The 21813-nt window shown below is 67.6% G+C and carries 22 protein-coding genes and 6 pseudogenes; 13 read left to right on the top strand and 15 right to left on the bottom strand.

Annotated elements, in window-relative coordinates; all coding sequences use genetic code 11:
- Positions 1–84: 84 nt before the first annotated feature.
- Positions 85–923 (top strand): annotated as a pseudogene (locus tag AV541_RS05200) (DUF1517 domain-containing protein).
- Here the strand turns inward: AV541_RS05200 and AV541_RS05195 are convergent.
- Positions 920–1852, bottom strand: coding sequence for an L-lactate dehydrogenase (locus tag AV541_RS05195; RefSeq protein ID WP_060384410.1), 933 nt, complete (start codon positions 1850–1852; stop codon positions 920–922). The pseudogene AV541_RS05200 and the gene AV541_RS05195 overlap by 4 nt on opposite strands.
- 30 nt (positions 1853–1882) lie before the next feature.
- On the opposite strand from AV541_RS05195, the gene AV541_RS05190 reads away from it, so the two are divergent.
- From AV541_RS05190 to AV541_RS05180, 3 genes and pseudogenes are all read left to right on the top strand, one after another.
- Positions 1883–2821, top strand: a complete 939-nt coding sequence (locus AV541_RS05190; RefSeq protein ID WP_060384409.1) for an alpha/beta hydrolase-fold protein — start codon at positions 1883–1885, stop codon at positions 2819–2821.
- Positions 2818–3491, top strand: a pseudogene (locus tag AV541_RS05185) (TerC family protein). Before AV541_RS05190 ends, AV541_RS05185 begins: the two are co-directional and overlap by 4 nt.
- Positions 3484–4020 (top strand): class I SAM-dependent methyltransferase, encoded by a 537-nt coding sequence (locus AV541_RS05180; protein WP_008632542.1) that lies wholly within the window; start codon positions 3484–3486, stop codon positions 4018–4020. Before AV541_RS05185 ends, AV541_RS05180 begins: the two are co-directional and overlap by 8 nt.
- On the opposite strand, the gene AV541_RS05175 is transcribed toward AV541_RS05180, so the two are convergent.
- Positions 4010–5995: a (Fe-S)-binding protein gene (locus AV541_RS05175; RefSeq protein WP_060384408.1), complete on the bottom strand. Its 1986-nt coding sequence runs from the start codon at positions 5993–5995 to the stop codon at positions 4010–4012. The two genes, AV541_RS05180 and AV541_RS05175, sit on opposite strands and share 11 nt — an antisense overlap.
- A gap of 74 nt (positions 5996–6069) precedes the next feature.
- Here AV541_RS05175 and AV541_RS05170 point away from each other — a divergent pair, with 74 nt between their 5' ends.
- Positions 6070–6273 (top strand): hypothetical protein, encoded by a 204-nt coding sequence (locus tag AV541_RS05170; protein WP_008632546.1) that lies wholly within the window; start codon positions 6070–6072, stop codon positions 6271–6273.
- Here AV541_RS05170 and AV541_RS05165 read toward each other — a convergent pair.
- From AV541_RS05165 to AV541_RS05100, 13 genes and pseudogenes are all read right to left on the bottom strand, one after another.
- Entirely contained in the window at positions 6249–6704 is a 456-nt protein-coding gene (locus tag AV541_RS05165; RefSeq protein ID WP_060384407.1) for a divergent PAP2 family protein, read from the bottom strand. The two genes, AV541_RS05170 and AV541_RS05165, sit on opposite strands and share 25 nt — an antisense overlap.
- Positions 6688–7536, bottom strand: a complete 849-nt coding sequence (locus AV541_RS05160; RefSeq protein WP_060384406.1) for a bifunctional methylenetetrahydrofolate dehydrogenase/methenyltetrahydrofolate cyclohydrolase — start codon at positions 7534–7536, stop codon at positions 6688–6690. The genes AV541_RS05165 and AV541_RS05160 overlap by 17 nt, the downstream gene beginning before the upstream one ends.
- Entirely contained in the window at positions 7537–7992 is a 456-nt protein-coding gene (gene nusB / locus AV541_RS05155; RefSeq protein ID WP_008632549.1) for a transcription antitermination factor NusB, read from the bottom strand. It abuts the gene before it with no gap.
- A complete protein-coding gene (locus tag AV541_RS05150; RefSeq protein WP_060384405.1) occupies positions 7976–8314 on the bottom strand; it encodes an Asp23/Gls24 family envelope stress response protein in 339 nt (112 codons plus the stop codon). Before AV541_RS05150 ends, nusB begins: the two co-directional genes overlap by 17 nt.
- 10 nt (positions 8315–8324) lie before the next feature.
- On the bottom strand, positions 8325–9662 hold the full coding sequence (gene accC, locus AV541_RS05145; protein WP_060384404.1) for an acetyl-CoA carboxylase biotin carboxylase subunit: 1338 nt from the start codon (positions 9660–9662) through the stop codon (positions 8325–8327).
- A pseudogene (gene accB / locus AV541_RS05140) lies at positions 9659–10155 on the bottom strand (acetyl-CoA carboxylase biotin carboxyl carrier protein). The gene accC and the pseudogene accB overlap by 4 nt, the downstream one beginning before the upstream one ends.
- Positions 10156–10249: 94 nt before the next feature.
- Positions 10250–10804, bottom strand: a complete 555-nt coding sequence (gene efp / locus AV541_RS05135) for an elongation factor P (RefSeq protein ID WP_014629511.1) — start codon at positions 10802–10804, stop codon at positions 10250–10252.
- On the bottom strand, positions 10801–11703 hold the full coding sequence (locus tag AV541_RS05130) for a hypothetical protein (protein ID WP_060384403.1): 903 nt from the start codon (positions 11701–11703) through the stop codon (positions 10801–10803). The genes efp and AV541_RS05130 overlap by 4 nt, the downstream gene beginning before the upstream one ends.
- A gap of 66 nt (positions 11704–11769) precedes the next feature.
- Positions 11770–12860, bottom strand: a pseudogene (locus AV541_RS13540) (ISAs1 family transposase).
- A gap of 32 nt (positions 12861–12892) precedes the next feature.
- Complete coding sequence (locus AV541_RS13075; RefSeq protein WP_008632595.1) at positions 12893–13027, bottom strand: hypothetical protein; 135 nt, start codon at positions 13025–13027, stop codon at positions 12893–12895.
- A gap of 9 nt (positions 13028–13036) precedes the next feature.
- Positions 13037–13920 (bottom strand): annotated as a pseudogene (locus tag AV541_RS13355) (alpha/beta hydrolase family protein).
- 29 nt (positions 13921–13949) lie between these two features.
- Positions 13950–14831, bottom strand: coding sequence for an agmatinase (gene speB, locus AV541_RS05105; RefSeq protein WP_060384402.1), 882 nt, complete (start codon positions 14829–14831; stop codon positions 13950–13952).
- A 21-nt stretch (positions 14832–14852) separates the two neighbouring features.
- A pseudogene (locus tag AV541_RS05100) lies at positions 14853–16174 on the bottom strand (M20/M25/M40 family metallo-hydrolase).
- 17 nt (positions 16175–16191) lie between these two features.
- On the opposite strand from AV541_RS05100, the gene mglB reads away from it, so the two are divergent.
- The 8 genes from mglB (at position 16192) to rpsO (ending at position 21779) form a co-directional block, all read left to right on the top strand.
- The gene (mglB, locus tag AV541_RS05095; RefSeq protein ID WP_014629506.1) at positions 16192–16683 is read left to right on the top strand and encodes a GTPase-activating protein MglB; all 492 of its coding nucleotides are present in this window, start codon (positions 16192–16194) and stop codon (positions 16681–16683) included.
- Between the two features lie 6 nt (positions 16684–16689).
- Positions 16690–17280, top strand: a complete 591-nt coding sequence (mglA, locus tag AV541_RS05090) for a GTPase MglA (RefSeq protein ID WP_060384401.1) — start codon at positions 16690–16692, stop codon at positions 17278–17280.
- Positions 17281–17465: 185 nt separating this feature from the next.
- On the top strand, positions 17466–17570 hold the full coding sequence (cbaD, locus tag AV541_RS05085; protein ID WP_008632613.1) for a ctochrome c oxidase polypeptide 2A: 105 nt from the start codon (positions 17466–17468) through the stop codon (positions 17568–17570).
- A 2-nt stretch (positions 17571–17572) separates the two neighbouring features.
- On the top strand, positions 17573–18079 hold the full coding sequence (locus AV541_RS05080) for a cupredoxin domain-containing protein (RefSeq protein WP_060384400.1): 507 nt from the start codon (positions 17573–17575) through the stop codon (positions 18077–18079).
- Positions 18080–18082: 3 nt separating this feature from the next.
- Positions 18083–19771 carry a ba3-type cytochrome C oxidase subunit I gene (gene cbaA, locus AV541_RS05075; RefSeq protein ID WP_060384399.1) on the top strand — a complete coding sequence of 563 codons (1689 nt, stop codon included), beginning with the start codon at positions 18083–18085 and terminating at the stop codon, positions 19769–19771.
- Positions 19772–19825: 54 nt separating this feature from the next.
- Positions 19826–20296, top strand: a complete 471-nt coding sequence (locus AV541_RS05070; protein WP_060384398.1) for a hypothetical protein — start codon at positions 19826–19828, stop codon at positions 20294–20296.
- Positions 20293–21441 carry an MFS transporter gene (locus AV541_RS05065; protein ID WP_060384397.1) on the top strand — a complete coding sequence of 383 codons (1149 nt, stop codon included), beginning with the start codon at positions 20293–20295 and terminating at the stop codon, positions 21439–21441. The genes AV541_RS05070 and AV541_RS05065 overlap by 4 nt, the downstream gene beginning before the upstream one ends.
- A gap of 68 nt (positions 21442–21509) precedes the next feature.
- Positions 21510–21779 carry a 30S ribosomal protein S15 gene (gene rpsO / locus AV541_RS05060; protein ID WP_008632621.1) on the top strand — a complete coding sequence of 90 codons (270 nt, stop codon included), beginning with the start codon at positions 21510–21512 and terminating at the stop codon, positions 21777–21779.
- Positions 21780–21813: the final 34 nt, after the last annotated feature.

Here is a 21813-nt window from a genome sequence, read left to right as displayed (position 1 = left end):
AGCCTAAGCCTACCTATGTCAAGTTTACTGCAAATCCTCGTTTTACGCAAAGGGCCCGGACGGAAAGCCCTTTATGCTAAGGGCGTGAAGGCGCTGCGGGCCCTCGGCCTCCTCCTCCTCCTCGGCCTCGCCCTCGGACAGAAAAGCGGAGGCGGGGTCGGGGCAGGCCCTATGTGCCCTCCACCCCGCCGCCCATGAGCCCGGGGCCCGCCCCAGTCTACCCCACCCCCGCGCCCTATTACCCCGTCCCCGGACCGGTGTACGTGTACCCCGGAGGCGGGGGAAGCCTGGGGGCGGCGCCGGTCCTCGTCTTCCTCGGCCTCGCCCTGGTGGCCTTCCTCATGGTCCGGGGGCTGAACCGGGCCGGGGAGGAAGGGCCCGGGGCCAGCGTGGGCCGCCTGCGCCTCGCCCTCCTCCTCCGCCCCGGGGTGCAGCGGGCCCTGAGGCGCCTCGCCGAGGAAGCGGACACCACCACGGCCAAGGGGCTTGCGGACCTCCTGGACGAGGTGGCCCTGGTCCTCCTCCGGGAAGCCCCCGCCTGGCGCTTCGCAAGCTACGAGGCGCGGGAAGGGACGGAGGAAGAGGTCCTGGGCCAGTTTGACGCCTGGATGCTGGAGGACCGGAGCACCTACCGGGAGACCTTCCGGCACTTTGAGGGGAAGAAGGTGGAGGTGGCCTACACCCCCAGGGTGGAGCCGGGCGGGCGCTATCTGGTGGCCTCCCTCGTCCTCGCCGTCCGGGGAAGCCTGCCCCCCGAGGGGCCTTTGGACCGGGGAAAGGCGAAGGAAGTCCTCCTCGCCTTCGCGGGAAGCACCCCCTTCACCCTCCTCGCCTTCCACCTGGCCTGGACGCCGGAGAAGGAGGGCGAGGGCCTCACGGAAGAGGAGCTCCTCGCCCTCTACCCAAACCTGGAAAAACTTTAAAACCCTAGGGCGAAGGCCGCCTCCTTAAGGATCTCGGCACTCCGCCTAAGGGCCTCCCGTTCCTCCGCGTTTAGGCTCGGGTAGACGGTCCCCTCCACGCCCCCTGCGCCCAGGATGCGGGGCAGGGAGAGGCTCACCTCCAAGACCCCCTCCACCTCGGGGGTGAAGGCGCTCACGGTGTACACCCCCTTTTCGTCGGTGAGGATGGCCCGCACAAGCCGGGCGAGGCCCGCCCCGATGCCGTAGTAGGTGGCCCCCTTCCCCTCAATGATCCGGTAGGCGGCCCGGCGGACCCCCTCGTCAATGCGGGCCCGGTCCTCCGGAGAAAGGGCCCGCCCCCGGGCCTCGGCGAAGGCTAGGAGGGGCACCCCGCCCACCTGGGCGCTGGACCAGACCAGCACCTCCGAGTCCCCGTGCTCCCCCAGCACGTAGGCGTGGACCGACTGGGGGGCCACCTCCAGGTGCTCCGCCAGGAGGGCCCGGAAGCGGGCCGTGTCCAGGATCGTCCCCGAGCCCACCACCCGCCCCGGGGGCAGGCCGGAGAGGCGGTAGGCCACCTGGGTCATCACGTCCACCGGGTTCGTGGCCACGAGGAGCACCGCCTCCGGGGCCGCCTCTAAAACCCGGGGCACCACCTGGGCGAAGACCTGGGCGTTGCGGTCCAGAAGCTGCAGGCGGGTCTCCCCGGGGCGCTGGGCCACCCCGGCGGCGATGACCACCACCTTGGCGCCCTCGAGGTCCCCGTACGACCCCGCCCGCACCCAGACCGGGTGGGCGAAGGGCGTGGCGTGGAGGATGTCCTCGGCGTGGGCCTGGGCCAGCTTCCGGTCCAGGTCCACGAGGACCACCTCCCGCGCCACGCCGAGGAGGACCAGGGCATAGGCGGTGGCGCTCCCCACCATGCCGCTCCCCACGATGCCGACCTTCATGGGTAGAGCCTTCATGGGTAGAGTATAGCCGTGGTACGGGTAGGACGGAGAAGCGTCACCTTTTACCCGCCGGAAGGGGCCACCGCCCTCATCGGAGACTTCACCGACTGGGAGAGGAACCCCATCCCCCTCGAGGGCCCCCTCACCCTGGAGTTCCCCGAAGGAGCGTACGTGGAGTACGCCTTCCTGGACCGGGAGGGAAGGCCCTTTCCCGACCCCGACAACCCCGAGAAGGCGGAAAACCCGTGGTGGAGCTATCCCAGGGCCATAAAGCTTCCCGGCTTCCGCTACGAGGCCCCGCCAGAGCCCCAGGAGGAGCCCAAGGTGCACCGCCACCGCCTGGGGGAGAGGCGCTTTTACGTGGCGGAGACGGGGCCCTCCCCCAAGGCCACGGTGGTGGCCCAAGACGGGGTGGCCTTCTACCGCACCGCAGGCCTCCACAAGGCGGCCCGGGCCCTCTTTGAAGAGGGGGAGATCCCCCCGGTGCGCCTCGTCTTCGTGGAACCCATAGACCGCAACACCGAGTACCGCTTCAACGAGGCCTACGAGAGGGAGTTCCACCGGGTGCTGGAAGAGGTGGAAGGGGCCTACGGCCCCCTGAACGAGCTGGTCCTGGTGGGGGCCTCCTTGGGGGGGCTTTTCTCCTTGTGGCAGGCCTGGAGGCATCCGGAGCGCTTTCCCAAGGTCCTCGCCCTCTCCCCCGCCCTCAAGGCCCACCCCGGGGGAATGGACGCCTACCAGGACAAGGAGTGGCTTCTTGAACGCTTCGCCGAGGCCGAGAGGCTTCCCAGGGTTTATTTAGAGGTGGGGCTTTTGGAGTGGCTTTTGGGGCCCAACCGCCGCCTCGCCGCCCTTTTCGCCGACAAAAAGGTCCCCCACGCCTACCGGGAAAGGCCTTCGGGGCACAACTGGGTCACCTGGAAGCAGGCCCTGGCCCCGGGGCTACGTTACCTCTTGGGGCCGCAATGAGCGGGGAGGACCTCCTGGTGCTTTTCTCCGTGGCAGCCCTAGAGGCCCTGCTTTCCGGGGACAACGCCTTGGTGCTGGCGGTGATGGTAAAGCCCCTTCCCCCCCACCTCCGAACGAGGGCGCTCTTTTACGGCCTCCTCGGGGCCTACCTCCTTAGGGGCCTCGCCCTCCTTTTCGCCGTCTACCTGATCCGGCTCTGGTGGGCCCAGGTCCTCGGGGGCTCTACCTCGTCTACCTTATGGTCCGGCACTTCCGCAGCCGCCCCGAGGCCCAACCCCTCCCCGAGGCCTCGGCGAAGACGTTTTGGCGGGTGGTCCTCCTGATCAACCTGGTGGACCTGGCCTTCGCCGTGGACTCCATCCTGGCGGTGGTGGCCTTCTCCAAGGACTTCCTCCTGGTCTTCCTGGGGGTGGCCTTGGGGATCCTCTTCATCCGCCTCCTGGCGGGATCGGTGGTGGTCCTCATGGAGCGCTTTCCCGGCCTGGAAAAGGTGGCCTACGCCCTGGTGGGGTGGGCCGGGGTCAAGCTCTTCTTGGAAGGCGAGGCTACCTTGGCCCACCTCCTCCACCGGCCGGAGCTCGGCATGGAACTTCCCAAGGCCCTTTTCTGGGGGGGAACCCTCCTCATTCTGGGGGTAGGAAGCCTCCTCGCCCTCCGCAAGGATGCCTAGGGATTGGGACGCCTTCTACCAAAAGGCCCGGGAAGACCGCCCCCCGGCCTTCGTGGTGCGGGCCTACGGGCCCTTCGTCCCCAAAGGCCCCGTCCTGGACCTGGCGGGGGGCCTGGGGCGGAACGCCCGCTACTTCCTGCAAAGGGGCCACCCCGTGGTCCTGGTGGAGGGAAGCCAGGAGGCCCTAAGGCGCCTTTCGGGAACCCCGGGCCTCGCCCTGGTGGGCCTGGACCTCGAGGCGGAAGAAGCCCTAACCCGCCTTCCCCAAGGGCCCTTCGTCGGCATCGTGATGACCTACTACGTGAACCGCCCCCTCCTTAAGGCCCTTCCCTCCCTCCTTTCCCCTGGGGGGCTTCTTTTGGTGGAGGGGTTCACGAGGAAGGAAGCCCGAAGGCGAGGAAGGCCCCATAGTCCCTTCTACTGGGAAGGGGAAGAACTCCTCACCCCTCCCCCGGGCCTGGCCTTAAGGGCCTTTGGGGAGGGGTGGATGGAAGGGTACCGGGTCTACGCCGTCTACCTCAGGCCTTGAGGCCCAGGGCCACGAGCTCGGCGATGTCCAGGACCTCGAGGGGCTTCTCGTCCTGGGCCACCTCCACGTTCATCATGGCCATGCAGAAGGGGCACCCCGTGGCGATGACCTCCGCCCCTGTTCCCTTGAGCTCCTTATAGCGGTTCTCGGAGACCCGCATGGCCCCGGGCTCCTCCTCCTTCCAGAACTGGGCCCCGCCCGCCCCGCAGCAGAAGCTCCTCTCCCGGCTCCGGGGAGGCTCGGTGAGGGCGAAGCCCACCCCCTTCAGCACCTCGCGCGGGGCCTCGTAGACCCCGTTGTGGCGGCCCAGGTAGCAGGGGTCGTGGAAGACCACCTTGCGGGTTTCCTCCTCCACCCGGATCTTCCCCTTACGCAAGAGCTCGGCGATGAACTCCGTGTGGTGGACCACCCGGTAGTGGCCGCCGAAGTCCTTGTACTCGTTCTTCAGGGTGTGGAAGCAGTGGGGGCAGGTGGTGACGATGGTCTTGGGGGCCACCTCGTTCAGGGTCTCCACGTTCTCCGTGGCGAGCTGGAAGAAGAGGTACTCGTTGCCCGCGCGCCTGGCGGCGTCCCCGGTGCACTTTTCCCGCCTGCCCAAGACGGCCCAGTCCACCCCGCTGGCGTTTAGGATCTCCACCATGCTGCGGGCGATCTTCTGGGCCCGGGGGTCGTAGCTCGGGGCGCACCCCACCCAGTAGAGGACCTCGGGGTGGGGCTTCTCCTCCACGGTGGGGACGTTAAGCCCCTCCGCCCAGTCCAGGCGCTTGTCCTGGCCGATGCCCCAGGGGTTCCCCGAGCGCTCCATGCCCCGGAAGGCGTTGTTGAGCTCCTGGGGGAAGCTCCCCTCCATGAGGACCTTGGCCCGGCGCACGTCCAGGATGTGGAGCATCTGCTCGTTGCCCACGGGGCAGACCTCCACGCAGGCCAGGCAGGTGGTGCAGGCCCAGAGGGCCTCCTCGTTCAGGGCGAAGTCCATGAGGAGCCTGGGGCTTTCCTCGCCCTGGGCGAACCGGGGGAGGATCTCGTTCAGCTCGTAGCGCTCGGAGATGAGGATGGCGGCCGGAGAGAGGGCCTTTCCCGTGGTGTAGGCGGGGCAGGCCTCCTGGCAGCGGTTGCACATGATGCAGGCGTAGGCGTCAAGGAGCCGCTTCCAGGAGAGGTCCTCCAGCTTTTCCGCCCCGAACTTCTCCTCCTCCTTCTCAAAGTCCAGGGGCGTGAGGGCCCCCGGAACCTCCTTGCGGAAGGCCAGGTTGATGGGGGCCATGAAGAGGTGGATGTGCTTGGAGCGGGGGAAGTAGGGGAGGAAGAGGAGGATGGAGCCCAGGGCGCCCCACCAGAAGAAGTGCTCGCCGAAGGTGAGGAGGGCGGGGGGAAGGCCGGAAAGCGCCCCGGCGAGGGCGCTCGCCACGGGCTGGAAGGGGTCCGGGCCTTCACCCGCGAGCTGGAAGGCCTTGGAGAGGAGGCGGCTTCCCACGTGGAAGGCGATGAAGGCCCCCACGATGGCCGAGTCCCGGGCGATGCCCGCCCGCGCCTTCTCGTGCAGGGGGACGTTGGGGTTCCAGGTGAAGTCCCTGGGGGCGAGGAGGTAGCGCCTGAGCATCAGCCCCAGGATCCCCACGAGGATCAGGAAGGTGAGGAGGTCGGCTACGATATTGTAGGCATTCCAAATACCTCCCCGGGCGTGGAGGCCGAAGAAGCCTTCCAGAAAGTCCACGAGGTTCACGAGGAGGTAGTAGACGAAGCCGTAGAAGACGAAGGCGTGGAGGAGGGAGACGAGGGGCCTCCTCTTGAACACGGTCTGCTGGGTGAGGACGAGCCAGAGGGCCCGCCCGACCCGCTCGGGCAGGCGGTCAAACCGCTCCTCGGGCCGGCCCCGCCTTATGGCGAGGTAGACCCGGCGGAAGCCCGTGTAGGCGTAATAAAGGCTTCCTGCGGCGAGGAGGATAAAGAGGATTTTCTCCGCTAAGGTCAGCATGGGCTCTACCTCCTTATACTCGGTAAAAGTTTACCCCATACCCCAGGCTTGGCAAGAGCGTACAATGGCCTGCCGTGGAGACGGCGGCCTTTCTCCTCATGGCCTTCTTCGGGCTTCTGAACCTCTGGGTGTTCCATCGCTTCCGCAGGCCCCTCCTGCCCCTGGTGGCGGCCCTCTTCGTGAGCTTCTTCGCCTTCTTCCTTTCCCCCATACTCGGCCTTGTCGCCTTCCTCGTGGGCCAAACCCTGGCCTTTTACGCCGCGGGGAAAAGCCGGTAGGCCCCAAGGGCCACAAGCCCCCCGATCAGGGCCCCCACCACCACCTCCAGGTAGGTGTGCCCCAAAAGCTCCTTCAGGGGGCCCCGCTGGGGACCCAGACGGATCACCTGGCCCAGCTCCTCCATGAGCTGGTTGAGGAGCTGGGCGTGAAGCCCCGCCGCCCGGCGGATCCCGGCGGCGTCGTACATGACGATGAGGGCGAAGACGGCGGCCACGGCAAAGAGGCTGGTGTCAAACCCTTCCCTGAGGCCCACGCTCACCGCGAGGGCGCTCACCGTGGCGGAATGGGTGGAGGGCATCCCCCCGGTGTCCAGGAAGCGGTGCCACTGGAAGCGCCCCTCCAGGAGGTAGTAGAGGAGGAGCTTGAGGGTCTGGGCGGTGAGGTTGGCGAGGACCGCCGTCCAGAAAACGGCGTTAGCCAGAAACTCCATGGCGCCTCAAAAGGGCGGCCTCGAGGGTGTTCCTCATGAGCATGGCCACGGTCATGGGCCCCACCCCGCCCGGCACGGGGGTGAGGGCGGAGGCCACCTCAGCCACCTCGGGGTGCACGTCGCCGAGAAGCCTCCCCTCCACGCGGTTCACGCCCACGTCCACCACGATGGCCCCCTCCCGAACCCACGCCTTCCGCACCAGGTGGGGCCGGCCCACGGCCACCACCAGGACCTGGGCCCTCCGGGTGACCTCGGGCAGGTCCTGGGTCTTGGAGTGGGCCAAGGTCACGGTGGCGTCCTCCCGCAGAAGAAGCCCCGCCAGGGGCTTTCCCACGATGTTGGACCGCCCCACCACCACCACCTCCTTGCCCCTAAGGTCCACCCCGTAGTGCTTGAGGAGACGGACCACCCCTAGGGGGGTGCAGGGGAAAAGCCCCTTTCCCCCGCTCCAAAGCCGCCCCACGTTCAGGGGGTGGAAACCGTCCACGTCCTTCAAGGGGTGGATGGCCTCGAGGACCCGCTGGGTGCGGATGTGCGGCGGAAGGGGAAGCTGGACCAGGATCCCGTCCACCTCCTCGTCGGCGTTGAGGGCGGCGATCCTTTCCAGAAGGGCCTCCTCGGGGAGGTCCTCCGGGTAGACCTCCACCTGGCTTCGGTACCCCAAAGCCTTCGCCCGCTTGTCCTTAAGCCGCACGTAGGCCACCGAGGCCGGGTCCTCCCCGAGCCGGATCACCCGCAGGGAAGGCGTGAAGGAAAGGCCGCGTAGCCGGGCGCGGATCTCCTCGTAGACCGCCTCCGCCGCCTCGTGTCCCGAAAGCACCTGGGCCGCCACCTAAGCCTCCTTGGCCACCGTCTTCAGCTCCCCGGCCGCCACCCGGCGGTAGACCCGGGCAAGGACCCCGTTGACGAAGCTCCCCGAGTGCTCGCCGCCGTAACGGTTGGCGATCTTCACCGCCACCTCGATCAAAGGCTCAAAGGGGGTGGGTTCGTAGAGCATCTCGTAGACAGCCAGGCGCAACACGGCCAGGTCTGTCTTGGCCATCTGGCGGAAGTCCCAGCCCTCCACCGTCTCCTCGAGGACCCGGTCCACCTCCTCCTGGTGGGCCTTGTACCCCGAGAGGAGGCGCCGGGCGAAGGCCACCCCCTCCTGGTCCAGGGGCTCGGCGTACCCCTCCTCCTCCCCGCCCATCTCCTCCAGGGCGTGCTGGAAGGCCTCCTCCAGCCCCATCCCCCCCACGGTGTGGGCGAAGAGGGCCCGCATGGCCAGCTCCCTAGCCCGCCTGCGCATGGTCCTCCTCCGGCACCACCTGGCCCACGGTGACGTTCACCGCCCGCGCCCGCCTCCCCGTGGCCAGGAAGAGGGCCTCGTCCACCTCCTGCTGCACCCGGGCGGCAAGCTCCGGGATGGCCACCCCGTAGGGCACGGCCAGCAGCAGGTCCACCACAAGGCCCTCCGGGGTAGACTCCAGCCGCACGGGCCGCCCCCGGCGGAAGACGTCCGCCAGGGAACGGGGGACGGCCTCGAGGGCCCTAACCCCCTCTATCCCCTTTAGGGCACAAAGGACCACGGCCTCGAGGGCCTGCTCGCTGATCTCGTAGTCCACCCGCACAGGCCTCAGTCTACATCTCCATCCGCCGGGCCACGAAGTTGGTGTACACGGCCCCCCTGCGGAAGAAGGCGTTCTGGAGGACCTTCTGGTGGAAGGGGATGGTGGTCTTGAGGCCCGGCCCCTCAATCACCGTCTCGGAGAGGGCCCTTTCCATGCGCCTTATGGCCTCCTCCCGGGTGGGGGCCCAGACGATGATCTTGGCGATGAGGCTGTCGTAGTGGGGCGGGATCTGGTAGCCGGTGTAGAGGTGGCTGTCCACCCGCACCCCGGGCCCCCCGGGGAAGAGGAGGGTTTCCACCTTGCCGATGGAGGGCCTGAAGCCCTTCTCCGGGTCCTCGGCGTTCACCCGGACCTCTATGGCATGCCCCCGGACCTGGATCTCCTCCTGCTTGAGCCAGAGCTTCTCCCCTTGGGCGATGCGGAACTGGGCCTGGACCAGGTCAATCCCCGTGATCATCTCGGTAACGGGGTGCTCCACCTGGATGCGGGTGTTCATCTCAATGAAGTAAAAGTTCCCCTCCTTGTCCACCAGGAACTCCATCGTGCCCGCCGACACGTAGCCCACGTGCTCGGCGAGGCGCCGCGCCGCCTCGGCGATGGCCCGGCGGGTCTCCTCGGGAAGGAGGCTCGGGGCCTCCTCCAAAAGCTTCTGGTGGCGGCGCTGGATGGAGCAGTCCCGCTCCCAAAGGTGGACCACCCGTTCCCCGTCCCCCAGGACCTGGATCTCAATGTGCTTGGGCTCCTCAATGTACTTCTCCAGGTAGACGGCGGGGTTCCCGAAGGCGGCCCGAGCCTCCTCCTGGGCCTGGAGCACCGCCCGCTCCAGCTCCTCCTCCGTGTGGACCACGCGCATGCCCCGGCCCCCGCCTCCCGCGCTCGCCTTGAGGATCACGGGGTAGCCGATCTCCTGGGCCGCCCGCTTGGCCTCCTCCACGCTGCTCAGCTCGTCCGTGCCCGGCACCGTGGGCACCCCCGCCTCCCGGGCCACCTTCCTCGCCGTGGCCTTGTCCCCCAGGGCCTTCATGTTCTCCGGGGTGGGGCCGATGAAGGTGATCCCGTGCTCCCGGCACATCTCGGCGAAGGTGGCGTTCTCCGCCAGGAAGCCGTAGCCCGGATGGATGGCGTCGGCCCCGGTGACGATGGCCGCCGAGAGGATGTTGGGGATGTTGAGGTAGCTCTGCCCCGAGGGGGGCGGCCCGATGCAGATGGCCTCGTCGGCGAGGAGGACGGGAAGGCTCTTCTCGTCGGCGGTGGAGTGGGCCACCACCGTCTTGATCCCGAGCTCCCGGGCCGCCCGGATAATCCTTAAGGCGATCTCGCCCCGGTTGGCGATCAGGACCTTCTTCATACCGGCTGGATAAGGAAGAGGGGCTGGCCGTACTCCACCGGCTCCCCGTTCTCCACCAGGATCTTCTTGACGATCCCCGAGACCTCGGACTCAATCTCGTTCATGAGCTTCATGGCCTCAATGATGCAGAGGACCTGCCCCTTCTCCACCCGGTCCCCCTCCTTCACGTAGGGAGGAGCGTCCGGGGCCGGGGCCCGGTAGAAGGTGCCCACGATGGGGGCCCGGACCTCCACGCACCCCGGGCAGCCGTCCTGGGGCTCCGCCTTGGCCTGGGGCTGGGGCTCCGCCGCCGGGGCCGCCGGCGCGGGCGGGGTCGGGGCCGGCACCTCCGGGGGGGCACAAGCACGGGGGCCTGGACCTGGGGGACGCTCACCACCTGCACCTCCCCGCCCCGCCGCACGGTGAGCTTGTAGTCCGGGGTCTCCAGGGTGAGCTCGTTCACCCCGTGCTCCACCAAGGCTTGCAGGATTTGCTTCAGCTCCTTCGGCGTCATCGGTGCACCTCGCGGGTAAAGCTTACCCCATACACCCCTTACGGATTTCTGCACCGCGTCAAAATCCCGTAGAGGGAGCGGCCCCCCAGGCGGCCTAGGCCCGGCCCACGTACTCGCCGGTCCGGGTGTCCACCTTGATGACCTCTCCGGGTTCCACGAACAGGGGCACCTGGACCACGGCCCCCGTCTCCAGGGTGGCGGGCTTGGACCCCCCGGAGACCGTGTCCCCCCGCACGCCCGGGGGCGTGTCCACCACCTTGAGCTCCACCACGGTCGGCGGGGTCACCTTGAGGGGCCTGCCCTCGTACATGTCCCCAAGGACGGTCATCCCTTCCTTCAGGAACTCGGCCCCCACCACCCGGGAGCGGGGCACGGCGAACTGCTCGTAGGTCTCCAGGTCCATGAAGACCATCTCCTCCCCCTCCGGGTAGAGGTACTGGAGCTCCCGGGTCTCCACGTAAATGTCCTCCAGCTTCTCCCCGGAGTTGAAGGTGCGCTCCACCGTGGCCCCCGTCTCCAGGTTCTTGAACTTGGCCACCACCTTGGCGCCGCCGCGGCCCAGCTTCTGGTGCTGGTACTCCACGCACTCCCAAAGGCCGCCGTCCATCTTCACCTTGGTTCCGGGTCGCAGATCCGTCACGCTGATCATGCTTGTCCCTCCAGTTCCAACACCTGGGGCTTCAGCCCTATTTGGTCAATATAGCGGAGGTAGTCCGCCTCCCCGAGCTCCCGCCCCGCGAGGGCGACCAGCATGGCCTCCATCACGTTGGTCCCAAAGCTCCGGCCGCCAAGCCTCGGGGTGGTGGTGACAAGGCGCCTCACCCCTCGCTCCCGGAGGAAGGCCACGTCCTCCTCCGTGGTGGTGTTGGTGATGACCGTCTTGCCCCGCATGTCCTTGGGCATGTACCGCCGGATGTAGTGCCAGTCCCCGGCCACCACGTCGGCCCAGGCGTAGTAGCGGGCGCGCCAGTCCTCCCGTACTTCCTCCTGCTTCTTCCCCGTGGGGTAGAGGACGGAAAAGGGCAGGCGGGTGAAGAGGGGAAGGAGGAGGAAGGCGAGCTTCTGCAGGAAGGAGAGGCTGTAGAGGGGGATGGGCAGACCCAGGGCAAAGATGAAGTCCCCGTAGAGCACCCTCGCCCCCGCCTCGTCCAAGGCCTCGGCGAGGCCGAACCGGTCCACGGCCGAGGGCAGGAGGACCTTGGTTTTCCTCCAGTCTATAAGGGAGGCGAGCTCCCGCACCGCCCGCCTCTCCAAGGTGTACTTGAGGCCGGAGCCGTCCACCACGGGGGTCTTCTTGGCCGCCTCCTTGAGCCTCAGGGCGTCCCGGATGGCGTACCGCCGCCCTCCGGCGAAGAGGTAAAGGTCAATCCCGCCCAGGCCGATGGCGTCCACCTTGCCGTCCAGCTCCTGGATGAGGCAGAGGGCCCTTTGGAAATCCCCGTCCGTCCCCCGCCTCTCCAAGAGGACCCGCTCCCCCAAAAGCTCCACCTCGGCCGCGGCGTCCCGGCGGCTGCTGCCCAAGGAGACGGAAACCACGCGCTTGGCCACGGGGGGCTATTTTACACCCCAAAAGAGCCCGAGGGAAAAGAGGAGGAGGGCGAGCAGACTTGACCGCTATACCGCATAGAGCCTCAGGAAGCGCAGGGCGGAGAGGGGGTTGAAGGAGAAGGCCTCCAAGGCCGCCTTCTTCTCCCTGACCCCTTGGCGGTGAAGCATGGAGACCAGAAAGGCCCGGAGGGCCGCCAAGACCTGTGCCCCCACCCCCCGCACCTGGCAGGCATCCTCGTGGAGGAGAACGTCCCGTACCCAAAAGGACCGGTTCTCTACCTCCCACCGGTAAAGGAGAAGCTCCCCAAGCCGCCTCGCCTCCGCCACCTCCGGCCCCAAGCTGGTGAGGGCGTAGCTCACCGTCCGCCGCACCTCCCCCGTCCCCTTGTGCCTCACCTCCCGCTCCATCCGCACCACCTGCCGGCACCCGGGAAAGGCCCGCACCTCTTCCGGCAGGTAGGGGGAAGCCCAAACCCGGTAGGTCCACACCTCCCCATCCCGCACCAGATTCCACACCGCCTCGGTCTCGCCAGGAAGCCGCCTCTCCTCCATGCCCTTGAACACCTCCAAGGCCCACTCCAAAAGTTCCCCCTGGTTAGCCTTCAGGACAAAGAGGTACGCCCCCCTTTTTGCACCACCTTCCCCGCTAACTCCGGGTACAGGTACCCCGCGTCCCCCACCACCACCTTCCCCTTGAGCCCCTCCGCCCCCAGGCGGTCCAGGAGCTCCAAAAGGGCTTGGTCCTCCCTCCCCTCCGCCCGGGCCTGGGCCAGGGTGGTATGGAGGTGCAGGGCCAGGACCTCCACCAGCTTCACCTGGGCGCTTTTCCCCTTGCCGCTTCCCCGCAGGTGCTTCCCGTCTACCACCAGGACTTCCCCAAGGTCGGCTTCGGGGAAGACCTGGAGGAGGGCCGCTTGGAGCTTTTCAGGATCCAGGCGGTGAAGGAGAAGGGTGATGGCGGTGTGGCCTGGGGCCTTGCGCAGGCCCAGGTGGGGCAAGAGGTGGGGGTTGGCGCGGGCGAAGCGTTCCACGCCCCTCAGGGAGTCCACGCGGGAAAGAAAAGCCACCAGGATGAGGGCCAGGAGGCCCCAAAGGGGGTACTGCCGGTTGCGGGCCCGGGGGTCGGGGATCTGGGACAGGGCTTCGCGCAGGGTCATGCCCCCTCTTTACTCCAGGAGCCGCATATAGGTCAAGTCTGGAGGGCGAGGAGGAAGAAAAGCCAGGAGCGCCCGGCGCCGAGAAGCCGGGCGAGAACCCCGAAGACCAGGGCGCCGAAGGCCAGGGCGAAGAATAGGGCGGAAAGGTGCTCCAAAAACGCCCGCACGGCCAAAACCTATAGCACCCGGCCCAGGAAGGCCAACACCCGCTCCCGGAAGACCCGGTCCACCTCCCCCCGGAAGAGGTGCCCCCCGGGGTAGCTGAAGCACTCCACAGGCTTTTTCAGGGCCTTGAGCCTACGGCAGAGCTCCCAGGACCACTCCGGGGGCACCTGGGCGTCTTGAAGCCCGTGGTGGACGCTCAAGGGCACGGAAAGCTCTTCAAGGTAGGTCCAAGCCGAGGCCTGGCGGAGGACCTCCGGGGAAAGGGCGAAAAGCTCCTGTCCCCGGCTTCCCCCGGACCAGTAGCGGATGCGCTCCAGGTTGCGTCTTTCGTCCCCGCTCATGCTCCCGTAGAGGACCGCGCCCTTAAGGCCGGGGTCCACCAGGCTCACGATCTGGGCGACGCCGCCCCCCATGGAGTGGCCGAAGAGGGCGATGCGGGCGGGGTCCGCCTGGGGGAAGGCTCCCCGGCGCACCTCGGCGAGGAGGTTCAGCACGTCCACGGCGTAAACGTGGCGGAGGCCTTGGGCCGGGGCGCCTTCGGAAGGGGGTGGCCCCGAAAGTTCGGGTGGAGGACGAGGTAGCCCCTTTCCGCCAGGAAGTCGGCGTAGGGGGTGGTGTAGGCGAGGAGGCGGTAGCGGCTCGGCTCCACGTAGCCGTGAAGGACCACCACCACGGGGAAGGGGCCCCTTCCTTTGGGCAGGTTGGCGAACCCGTGGACCCGGAGGCCGTCCGAAAGGTGGGAGAACTGGACCCGGGTGAAGGCCGGCCTCTCCTCGAGGACCCGCACCACGCGAAAGCCGCCCTCCCCGTAGGTCCGCGCCCGAAGGTCAGGGAGGGTGAGGACCTGGGCCAGGGCCGGGAGGAGGAGGAAGGAAAGCCAAAGCCCGAGGCGCATGCCCCCAGGCTAAGGGGAAACCCCTCGGGCTAAATGTGGTCCACCTCCCGGGAAAGCCAGCCCGCCTGAAGCCCTTTCAGGCCGATGGCGTGGTAGACGAGCTGGGCCGCGGTCATCTCGGCGTGGAACTGGCCGTTCGGGGAGAGCTCCACGAAGTCCATCCCCACCACCTCCTTCTCGCGGAAGACGGCCTCGAGGAGGTCCACCACCTGGCGGTAGGAAAGCCCTCCGGGCAGGGGTGTGCCCACGCTGGGCATGAGGGAGGGGTCCAGGGCGTCAAAGTCCAGGCTGATGTAGACCCGCTTCCCCAGGGCCTCAAGGATTTCCTCCAAGGGAAGCCCCTCCCGGTGGATCCGGTGGGCGGGAAAGAGGGCCACGCCCTTTTTTCGGGCCAAGCGCAGGGAGTCTCGGTCCATGGCCCTAATCCCCACCTGGACCAGGGGAAACCCCTCCTTGAGGAGGCGGTAGAAGGGGCTTGCGTGGGAGTAGACCGAGCCCTGCCACTCCGGGTAGAGGTCGGCGTGGGCGTCTATGTGGAGGAGGGAAAACGCCCCCAGGGCCTCCCGGTGGGCCTGAACCAGGGGATAGGTGATGGAGTGGTCCCCTCCGAGGGCCACCACCCACTTTCCCTGCCGAAGGTGCTTTAAGGCCTCCTCGTGGATGAGGCGGTGGCTTTCCTCGGCCATCCCCGCCACCCAGGGCACCGGCTCGGCGGCGTGGATCCCCACTTCCTCGGGGGAGGCGCCGAGCTCCAAAAGGAAAGGCTCAAGCTCCCGGCTTGCCAGGAGGATGGCCTCGGGGCCCCTCCGGGCCCCCGGGAGGAAGGAGAGGGAGAGGTCGTAGGGCACGGGCAGGACGACGACCCGCGCCGCCTCGTAAGGGGTGTCCCTTTCGCCGAAGACGAGCCGCATCGCCCCTAGAGGATATCGAGGCTAGACGCCAAAGAAAAGCTCCAACAGGCGCAGGATGGCCAGGGTGCCCCGCGCAAAGTCCTGGATGCGGATGTGCTCGTTGGGGCTATGGACCCGGCTTCCCGGGTAGCCCACCCCGAGGCCCACCGCCGGGGCTTTGAGGTGGTGGAGGAAGGGGTGCATGGGCCCCGAGCCCGCCATGTTGGGGTAAAGAACGGCCTTCTGGCCAAAGGCCTCCTCCAAGGCCCGCCTGGCCAGGCCCACGAAGGGGTGGGCGAGGTCGGAGCGGGCAGGCTTTTCCCCCTTTTCCAGGACCACCACTTTCACGTCGTGGAAGCCCTGGGCCTCGAGGTGGCGCCGAAGGAGCTCCGGCACCTCCTCGGGGTCCTGGTCGGGGACGAGGCGGAAGTCCAGCTTGGCCCGGGCCTCCGCGGGGAGGACGGTCTTGGACCCCGGGCCCCCGTACCCCGCGTGGAAGCCGTTGAAGTTGACGCAGGGCTCGGCGTAAAGTCGCTGGTTGAAGTCCAAGTTCCTCGCCCCGCCCAGGAAGTCCCTTACGCCAAAGGCCTCCCGAAGCGCCTCCGACTCGTCCGGGATCTCGGCCAAGACCTCCATCTCCAAGGGGGTGAGGGGGCGCACCTTGGCGTAGAAGCCCGGGATCAAGACCCGCCCCTCCTCGTCCCGAAGGGAGGCCAGGGCGCGGCTTAAGCGGTAGATGGGGTTTTCCACCACCGCCCCGTAGGAGGAGTGGAGGTCAAAGGCGGCCGTCCGGACCCTTAGCTCCAGGGCCACGATGCCCTTGAGCCCGGCGTAGAGGTAGGGCCTGCCCTTGGCGTCCACGCCTCCCGCCTCCCAGAGGATGGCCTCGGCCTTCAAAAGGTCCCGCTTGTCCGCCACGTAGGCCTCGAGGTGGGGGCTTCCCACCTCCTCCTCCCCTTCCACCACGAACTTCACCCGGGGCAGGAAGCCATGCTTCTCCCGGAAGAGCTTAAGGGCCACCACGCGGGCCACGAGCTCCCCCTTGTCGTCGTGGGCACCCCGGCCGTACCAGGCCCCTTCCCGCTCGGCGAGGACGAAGGGGTCCGTCTCCCAAAGCTCCAGGGGGTCCGGGGGCTGGACGTCGTAGTGGTTGTAGAAGAGAAGGGTCCTCTCCCCTTCTCCCCCCTCGGCATAGACCACGGGGGGCCGTAGCCCTCGTGGAGCTCGGCGCGAAGCCCCAGGCCCTCCAGCACCCCGGCCACCTTTTCCGCCCCTTCCCGAAGGGCCCTCCCCTCGGCGCTCACCGAGGGCACGGCCACGAGCTCGGCAAGGAGCGCCTTCGCCTCCCTGATCCAGGCCTCCATGATAGACTGAGCATACTATGGTGGAGCCTTCCCTGGTCCTTTACGGCGCCCCCTACGAGCGGGCCGTGGAGGTCCTCGAGGAAACCCTAAGGGAAACGGGTGCCCGCTACGCCCTCCTCATTGACCGCAAGGGCTTCGTCCTCGCCCACAAGGAGGCCCTCTGGGCCCCCAAGCCTCCCCCCCTGGACACCCTCGCCACCCTGGTGGCCAGCAACGCCGCCGCCACCCAGGCCCTGGCCAAGCTCCTGGGCGAAGCCTGCTTCCAAGAGGAGGTCCACCAGGGGGAGAGGATGGGCCTCTACGTGGACGAGGCCGGGGAGCACGCCCTCCTCGTCCTCGTCTTTGACGAGACCGCGCCCCTCGGCAAGGTGAAGCTCCACGGCAAGCGGGCCGCGGAGGCCCTCGCCCGCATCGCCGAGGAAGCCCTGGCCAACCCGCCCCGCCTCGCCCTGGACACGGAGTACCGGGAAGGGGCGGAAGCCCTCTTGGACGACCTCCTCCGCAACTAACCCCCCATGAGCACCATCAACTTCGCCAACCGGGAGATCAACTTCAAGATCGTCTACTACGGCCCCGGCCTCTCCGGAAAGACTACCAACCTCAAGTGGATCTACAGCAAGGTGCCTGAGGGGCGCAAAGGGGAGATGGTCTCCCTGGCCACGGAGGACGAGCGCACCCTCTTCTTTGACTTCCTTCCCCTGGACATCGGGGAGGTCAAGGGCTTCAAGACCCGGTTCCACCTCTATACCGTGCCGGGCCAGGTGTTCTACAACGCGAGCCGCAAGCTCATCCTGAGGGGCGTGGACGGAATCGTCTTCGTGGCCGACTCCGCCCCAGGCCGCCTCAGGGCCAACGCCGAAAGCATGCGCAACATGCGGGAGAACCTGGCCGAGTACGGCCTGACCCTGAACGACGTGCCCATCGTCATCCAGGTGAACAAGCGGGACCTGCCGGACGCCCTGCCGGTGGAGATGGTCCGGGCCGTGGTGGACCCCGAGGGGAGGTTCCCCGTCCTCGAGGCGGTGGCCACCGAGGGCAAGGGGGTCTTTGAGACCCTCAAGGAGGTGAGCCGCCTGGTCCTCGCCCGCGTGGCGGGCGGGTCTTAAGCGGCCCACGCGCCCGGGGGCGGGGCGACCCCGCCCCATTTTTACTCCCCACCCGTATTCCGGACTTTATAGGGACAAATGTCCCAGAAGGTCCCTTTGCCAAGGGACAAATGTACCTCACCGCAAAGCCCGGTTTCCGCTACCATGGAGGCCGTATACGGCACCTGCCGTTAGGGAGGAGGGGTATGGAAGAAAAGCCCAAAGGCGCACTGGCGGTCATCCTGGTCCTGACCCTCACCATCCTGGTCTTCTGGCTGGGGGTGTACGCCGTTTTCTTCGCTAGGGGGTAGGTATGGTGGACGAGCACAAAGCCCACAAAGCGATCCTGGCCTACGAGAAGGGGTGGCTGACCTTTGCCATCGTCATGCTGGTGGTTTTCATCGCCCTCATCGCCTACACCCTGGCCACCCACAGCGCCGGGGTCGTCCCCGCAGGACAACTGGAGCGGGTTGATCCCACCAAGGTGCGTACAGAAGGCCCGTGGGCCGATCCTACCCAGGCGGTAGTGCAGACCGGCCCCAACCAGTACACGGTCTACGTCCTGGCCTTCGCCTTCGGCTACCAGCCGAACCCCATTGAGGTGCCCCAAGGGGCGGAGATCGTCTTCAAGATCACGAGCCCCGACGTCATCCACGGCTTCCACGTGGAAGGCACCAACGTCAACGTGGAGGTGCTCCCGGGTGAGGTCTCCACGGTGCGCTACACCTTCAAGAGCCCAGGCGAGTACCGCATCATCTGCAACCAGTACTGCGGCTTAGGCCACCAGAACATGTTCGGGAAGATCGTGGTGAGGGAGTGAGCCATGGCGGTGCGCGCAAGCGAGATCAGCCGGATCTACGAGGCCTATCCGGAGAAGAAGGCGACCCTTTACTTCCTGGTCCTGGGGTTCCTCGCCCTCATCGTGGGAAGCCTCTTCGGCCCCTTCCAGGCCTTGAACTACGGGAACGTGGATGCCTATCCCCTGCTTAAGCGCCTCCTCCCCTTCGTCCAGTCCTACTACCAGGGCCTGACCCTGCACGGGGTCCTGAACGCCATCGTCTTCACCCAGCTCTTCGCCCAGGCCATCATGGTCTACCTGCCCGCTAGGGAGCTGAACATGCGGCCCAACATGGGCCTCATGTGGCTTTCCTGGTGGATGGCCTTCCTCGGACTCGTGGTGGCCGCCCTTCCCCTCCTCGCCAACGAGGCCACGGTTCTTTACACCTTCTACCCGCCCCTTAAAGGGCACTGGGCCTTCTACTTGGGGGCGAGCGTCTTCGTCCTGTCCACCTGGGTGAGCATCTACATCGTCCTGGACCTCTGGCGGCGCTGGAAGGCGGCGAACCCGGGGAAGGTGACCCCCTTGGTCACCTACATGGCCGTGGTCTTCTGGCTCATGTGGTTCCTCGCCTCCATCGGGCTCGTGCTGGAGGCGGTCCTCTTCCTCCTCCCCTGGTCCTTCGGCCTGGTGGAGGGCGTGGACCCCTTGGTCACCCGCACCCTCTTCTGGTGGACGGGCCACCCCATCGTCTACTTCTGGCTCCTGCCCGCCTACGCCATCATCTACACCATCCTTCCTAAGCAGGCCGGGGGGAAGCTGGTCTCCGACCCCATGGCCCGCCTCGCCTTCCTCCTCTTCCTCCTCCTCTCCACCCCCGTGGGCTTCCACCACCAGTTCGCTGACCCTGGGATTGACCCCACCTGGAAGATGATCCACTCCATCCTCACCCTCTTCGTGGCCGTGCCGAGCCTCATGACCGCCTTTACCATCGCAGCGAGCCTGGAGTTCGCAGGGCGCCTCAGAGGCGGCAAGGGGCTTTTCGGCTGGATCCGGGCCCTCCCCTGGGACAACCCCGCCTTCGTGGCCCCGGTCCTGGGCCTTTTGGGCTTCATCCCCGGGGGCGCCGGGGGCATCGTGAACGCCAGCTTCACCCTGAACTACGTGGTCCACAACACCGCTTGGATCCCGGGGCACTTCCACCTCCAGGTGGCGGGCCTCGTGACCCTCACCGCCATGGGCTCCCTCTACTGGCTCCTCCCTAACCTCACAGGCAAGCCCATCTCCGATGCGCAAAGGCGGCTCGGCCTGGCGGTGGTGTGGCTCTGGTTCCTCGGCATGATGCTCATGGCCGTAGGCCTCCACTGGGCGGGCCTTCTTAACGTGCCCCGGCGGTCCTACATCGCCCAGGTGCCCGACGCCTATCCCCATGCGGCGGTCCCCATGGTGTTCAACGTGCTGGCGGGGATCGTCCTCCTGGTGGCGCTCCTCCTCTTCATCTACGGGCTTTTCAGCGTCCTTTTGGGCCGGGAGCGCCACGTGGAGCTCGCTGAGGCCCCCCTTCCCTTCGCCGAGGTGATCTCCGGTCCCGAGGACCGCAGGCTCGTCCAGGCCATGGACCGGATCGGCTTCTGGTTCGCCGTGGCGGCGATCCTCGTGGTCCTGGCCTACGGGCCCACCTTGGTGCAGCTCTTCAGCCACCTCAACCCCGTGCCGGGGTGGCGGCTCTGGTAGCCTAGGCCCTTTGTCCCTTGACCCCTCCTTCGAGGAGGGGGAAACTTTTTGGGGATGTTCCTTGCCCGCGCCTACGCCATCGCGGTCCTCGAGGTCCTGCCCTTCTTCCTCCAGTTCCTGGGGCTTGGGCTTTCGGAAACCCTGGGGGAGGGGCTTTGCGGGAGCGCGCTTGGGGTCTCGGAGGCCGAGGCGGTGCGGTACGGCCTCGTGAGCGAGTACTACTTTTACGGCCAGGCCTTCCTTGTCCTCCTCGCCCTCAAGGCCGCCTACGCCCTGGGGCTCGTCCTCCTCCGGTTCATGTACCCCGAAAAGGACCCCCCCTTCGCCCCCCTGGTGTGGCGGCTCGGGGTGGGGCTTTCCTCGGCCCTCCTCCTCCTCTTCTTCCTCACCCGCACCCTGCCCCTTCCCTTCCCTACCTTCCAGGGCCTGGCCCTCCTCTCCCCGGCCCCCCTGGACCCCCTTTCCCTCCTGATGGCCGCCCCGGAACCCGTCCTCCTCGGGCTCCTCTGGAGGGCCCGGCCGTGAGGCTTCCCCCTTTGGTCTACCTCCTCGGCGCCGTGAGCTTCCTCATGGACGTGGCGAGCGAGATGGTCTACCCCCTCCTTCCCCTCTTCCTCGCAAGCCTCGGGGCAGGCCCCGGGACGATCGGGCTGGTGGAAGGGGTGGCCGAGGCCACGGCGAGCCTCTTCAAGGTGGTGGGGGGGAGGCTTTCCGACCGGCTCGGGAGGAGGCGCCCCTTCCTCCTTTTGGGCTACGGCCTCCCCGCCCTGTTCCGGCCCCTTTTGGCCCTGGCGCAAAGCCCCTTCCACGTCCTCCTCTACCGCTTCCTGGACCGGACCGGAAAGGGCCTCCGCACCGCCCCCCGGGACGCCCTCATCGCGGAAAGTGCCCCCAAAGAGGCCCTGGGCCGGGCCTACGGCCTCCACCGGAGCCTGGACACCCTCGGGGCCACCCTGGGCCCCTTCCTCGCCTTCCTGCTCCTGCCCCTTTTGGGCTTCCGGGGCGTCTTCTGGCTCTCCGCCCTGCCTGCCCTCTTGGCCTTCCTCCTCCTCTTCGCCGTGCGGGAGACGCCGAGGCCCCCAAGCCCCCTTCCCCCGCTCGCCCTGGGCCACCTGAGCCCGGGCTACCGCCGCTTCCTCCTGGTTTCGGGCCTCTTCGCCCTCGCCCTCTCCTCCAACGCCTTCCTCCTCCTCCGGCTCAAGGAGCTGGGCCTCTCCCAGGAGGAGGTGACCCTGGCCTACACCCTCTACAACCTCCTCTACGCCCTCCTCGCCTACCCCCTGGGCGGCCTTGCGGACCGGGTGGGCCTAGGGCGGATGGTGGCCACGGGGTTCGGCCTCTACGCCCTCGTCTACCTGGGCTTCGCCTGGGCGAGGACCGCCTTCTGGGCCTTGGGCTTCCTCTTCCTCTACGCCCTCTACTCCGCGGCCTTTGAGGGCGCAAGCCGGGCCTACCTCGCCACCCTGGTCCCCGAGGAGGCCAAGGCCAGCGCCATCGGCCTCTACCACACCGTGGTGGGGGTCCTCCTCCTGCCGGCGAGCCTCCTCTTCGGCCTCCTCTGGCAGGCCTTCGGGGCGGCCGCGGCCTTCCTCACGGGGGCGGCCCTTGCCCTCGGCGCCCTCCTCCTCTTCCTGGTTGACGGGACGGGGAGGAGGGCCTATCCTGGGTAAGGCTTGGCGGGAGACCGCCTCGAGGAGGAAGGGGCTCAAAGCGCCTTCCCGCCTGACGGAGGGAAAACATGCCCATCACGAAGGAAGAGAAGCAGAAGGTCATCCAGGAGTTCGCCCGCTTCCCCGGGGACACGGGGAGCACCGAGGTGCAGGTGGCGCTCCTTACCCTGAGGATCAACCGGCTTTCCGAGCACCTCAAGGTCCACAAGAAGGACCACCACTCCCACCGCGGCCTCCTGATGATGGTGGGCCAGCGCCGCAGGCTCCTCCGCTACCTCCAGCGGGAGGACCCCGAGCGGTACCGGGCCCTTATTGAGAAACTGGGCATCCGGGGTTAAACTGGGAAACAGGTCGGGGGCGGGGCCGAAAGCT

Source organism: Thermus parvatiensis, from assembly GCF_001535545.1.
GTDB lineage: Bacteria > Deinococcota > Deinococci > Deinococcales > Thermaceae > Thermus > Thermus parvatiensis.
Note: the sequence above shows the minus strand (reverse complement) of the source record. Positions and strands in the feature narration are given on the sequence as shown.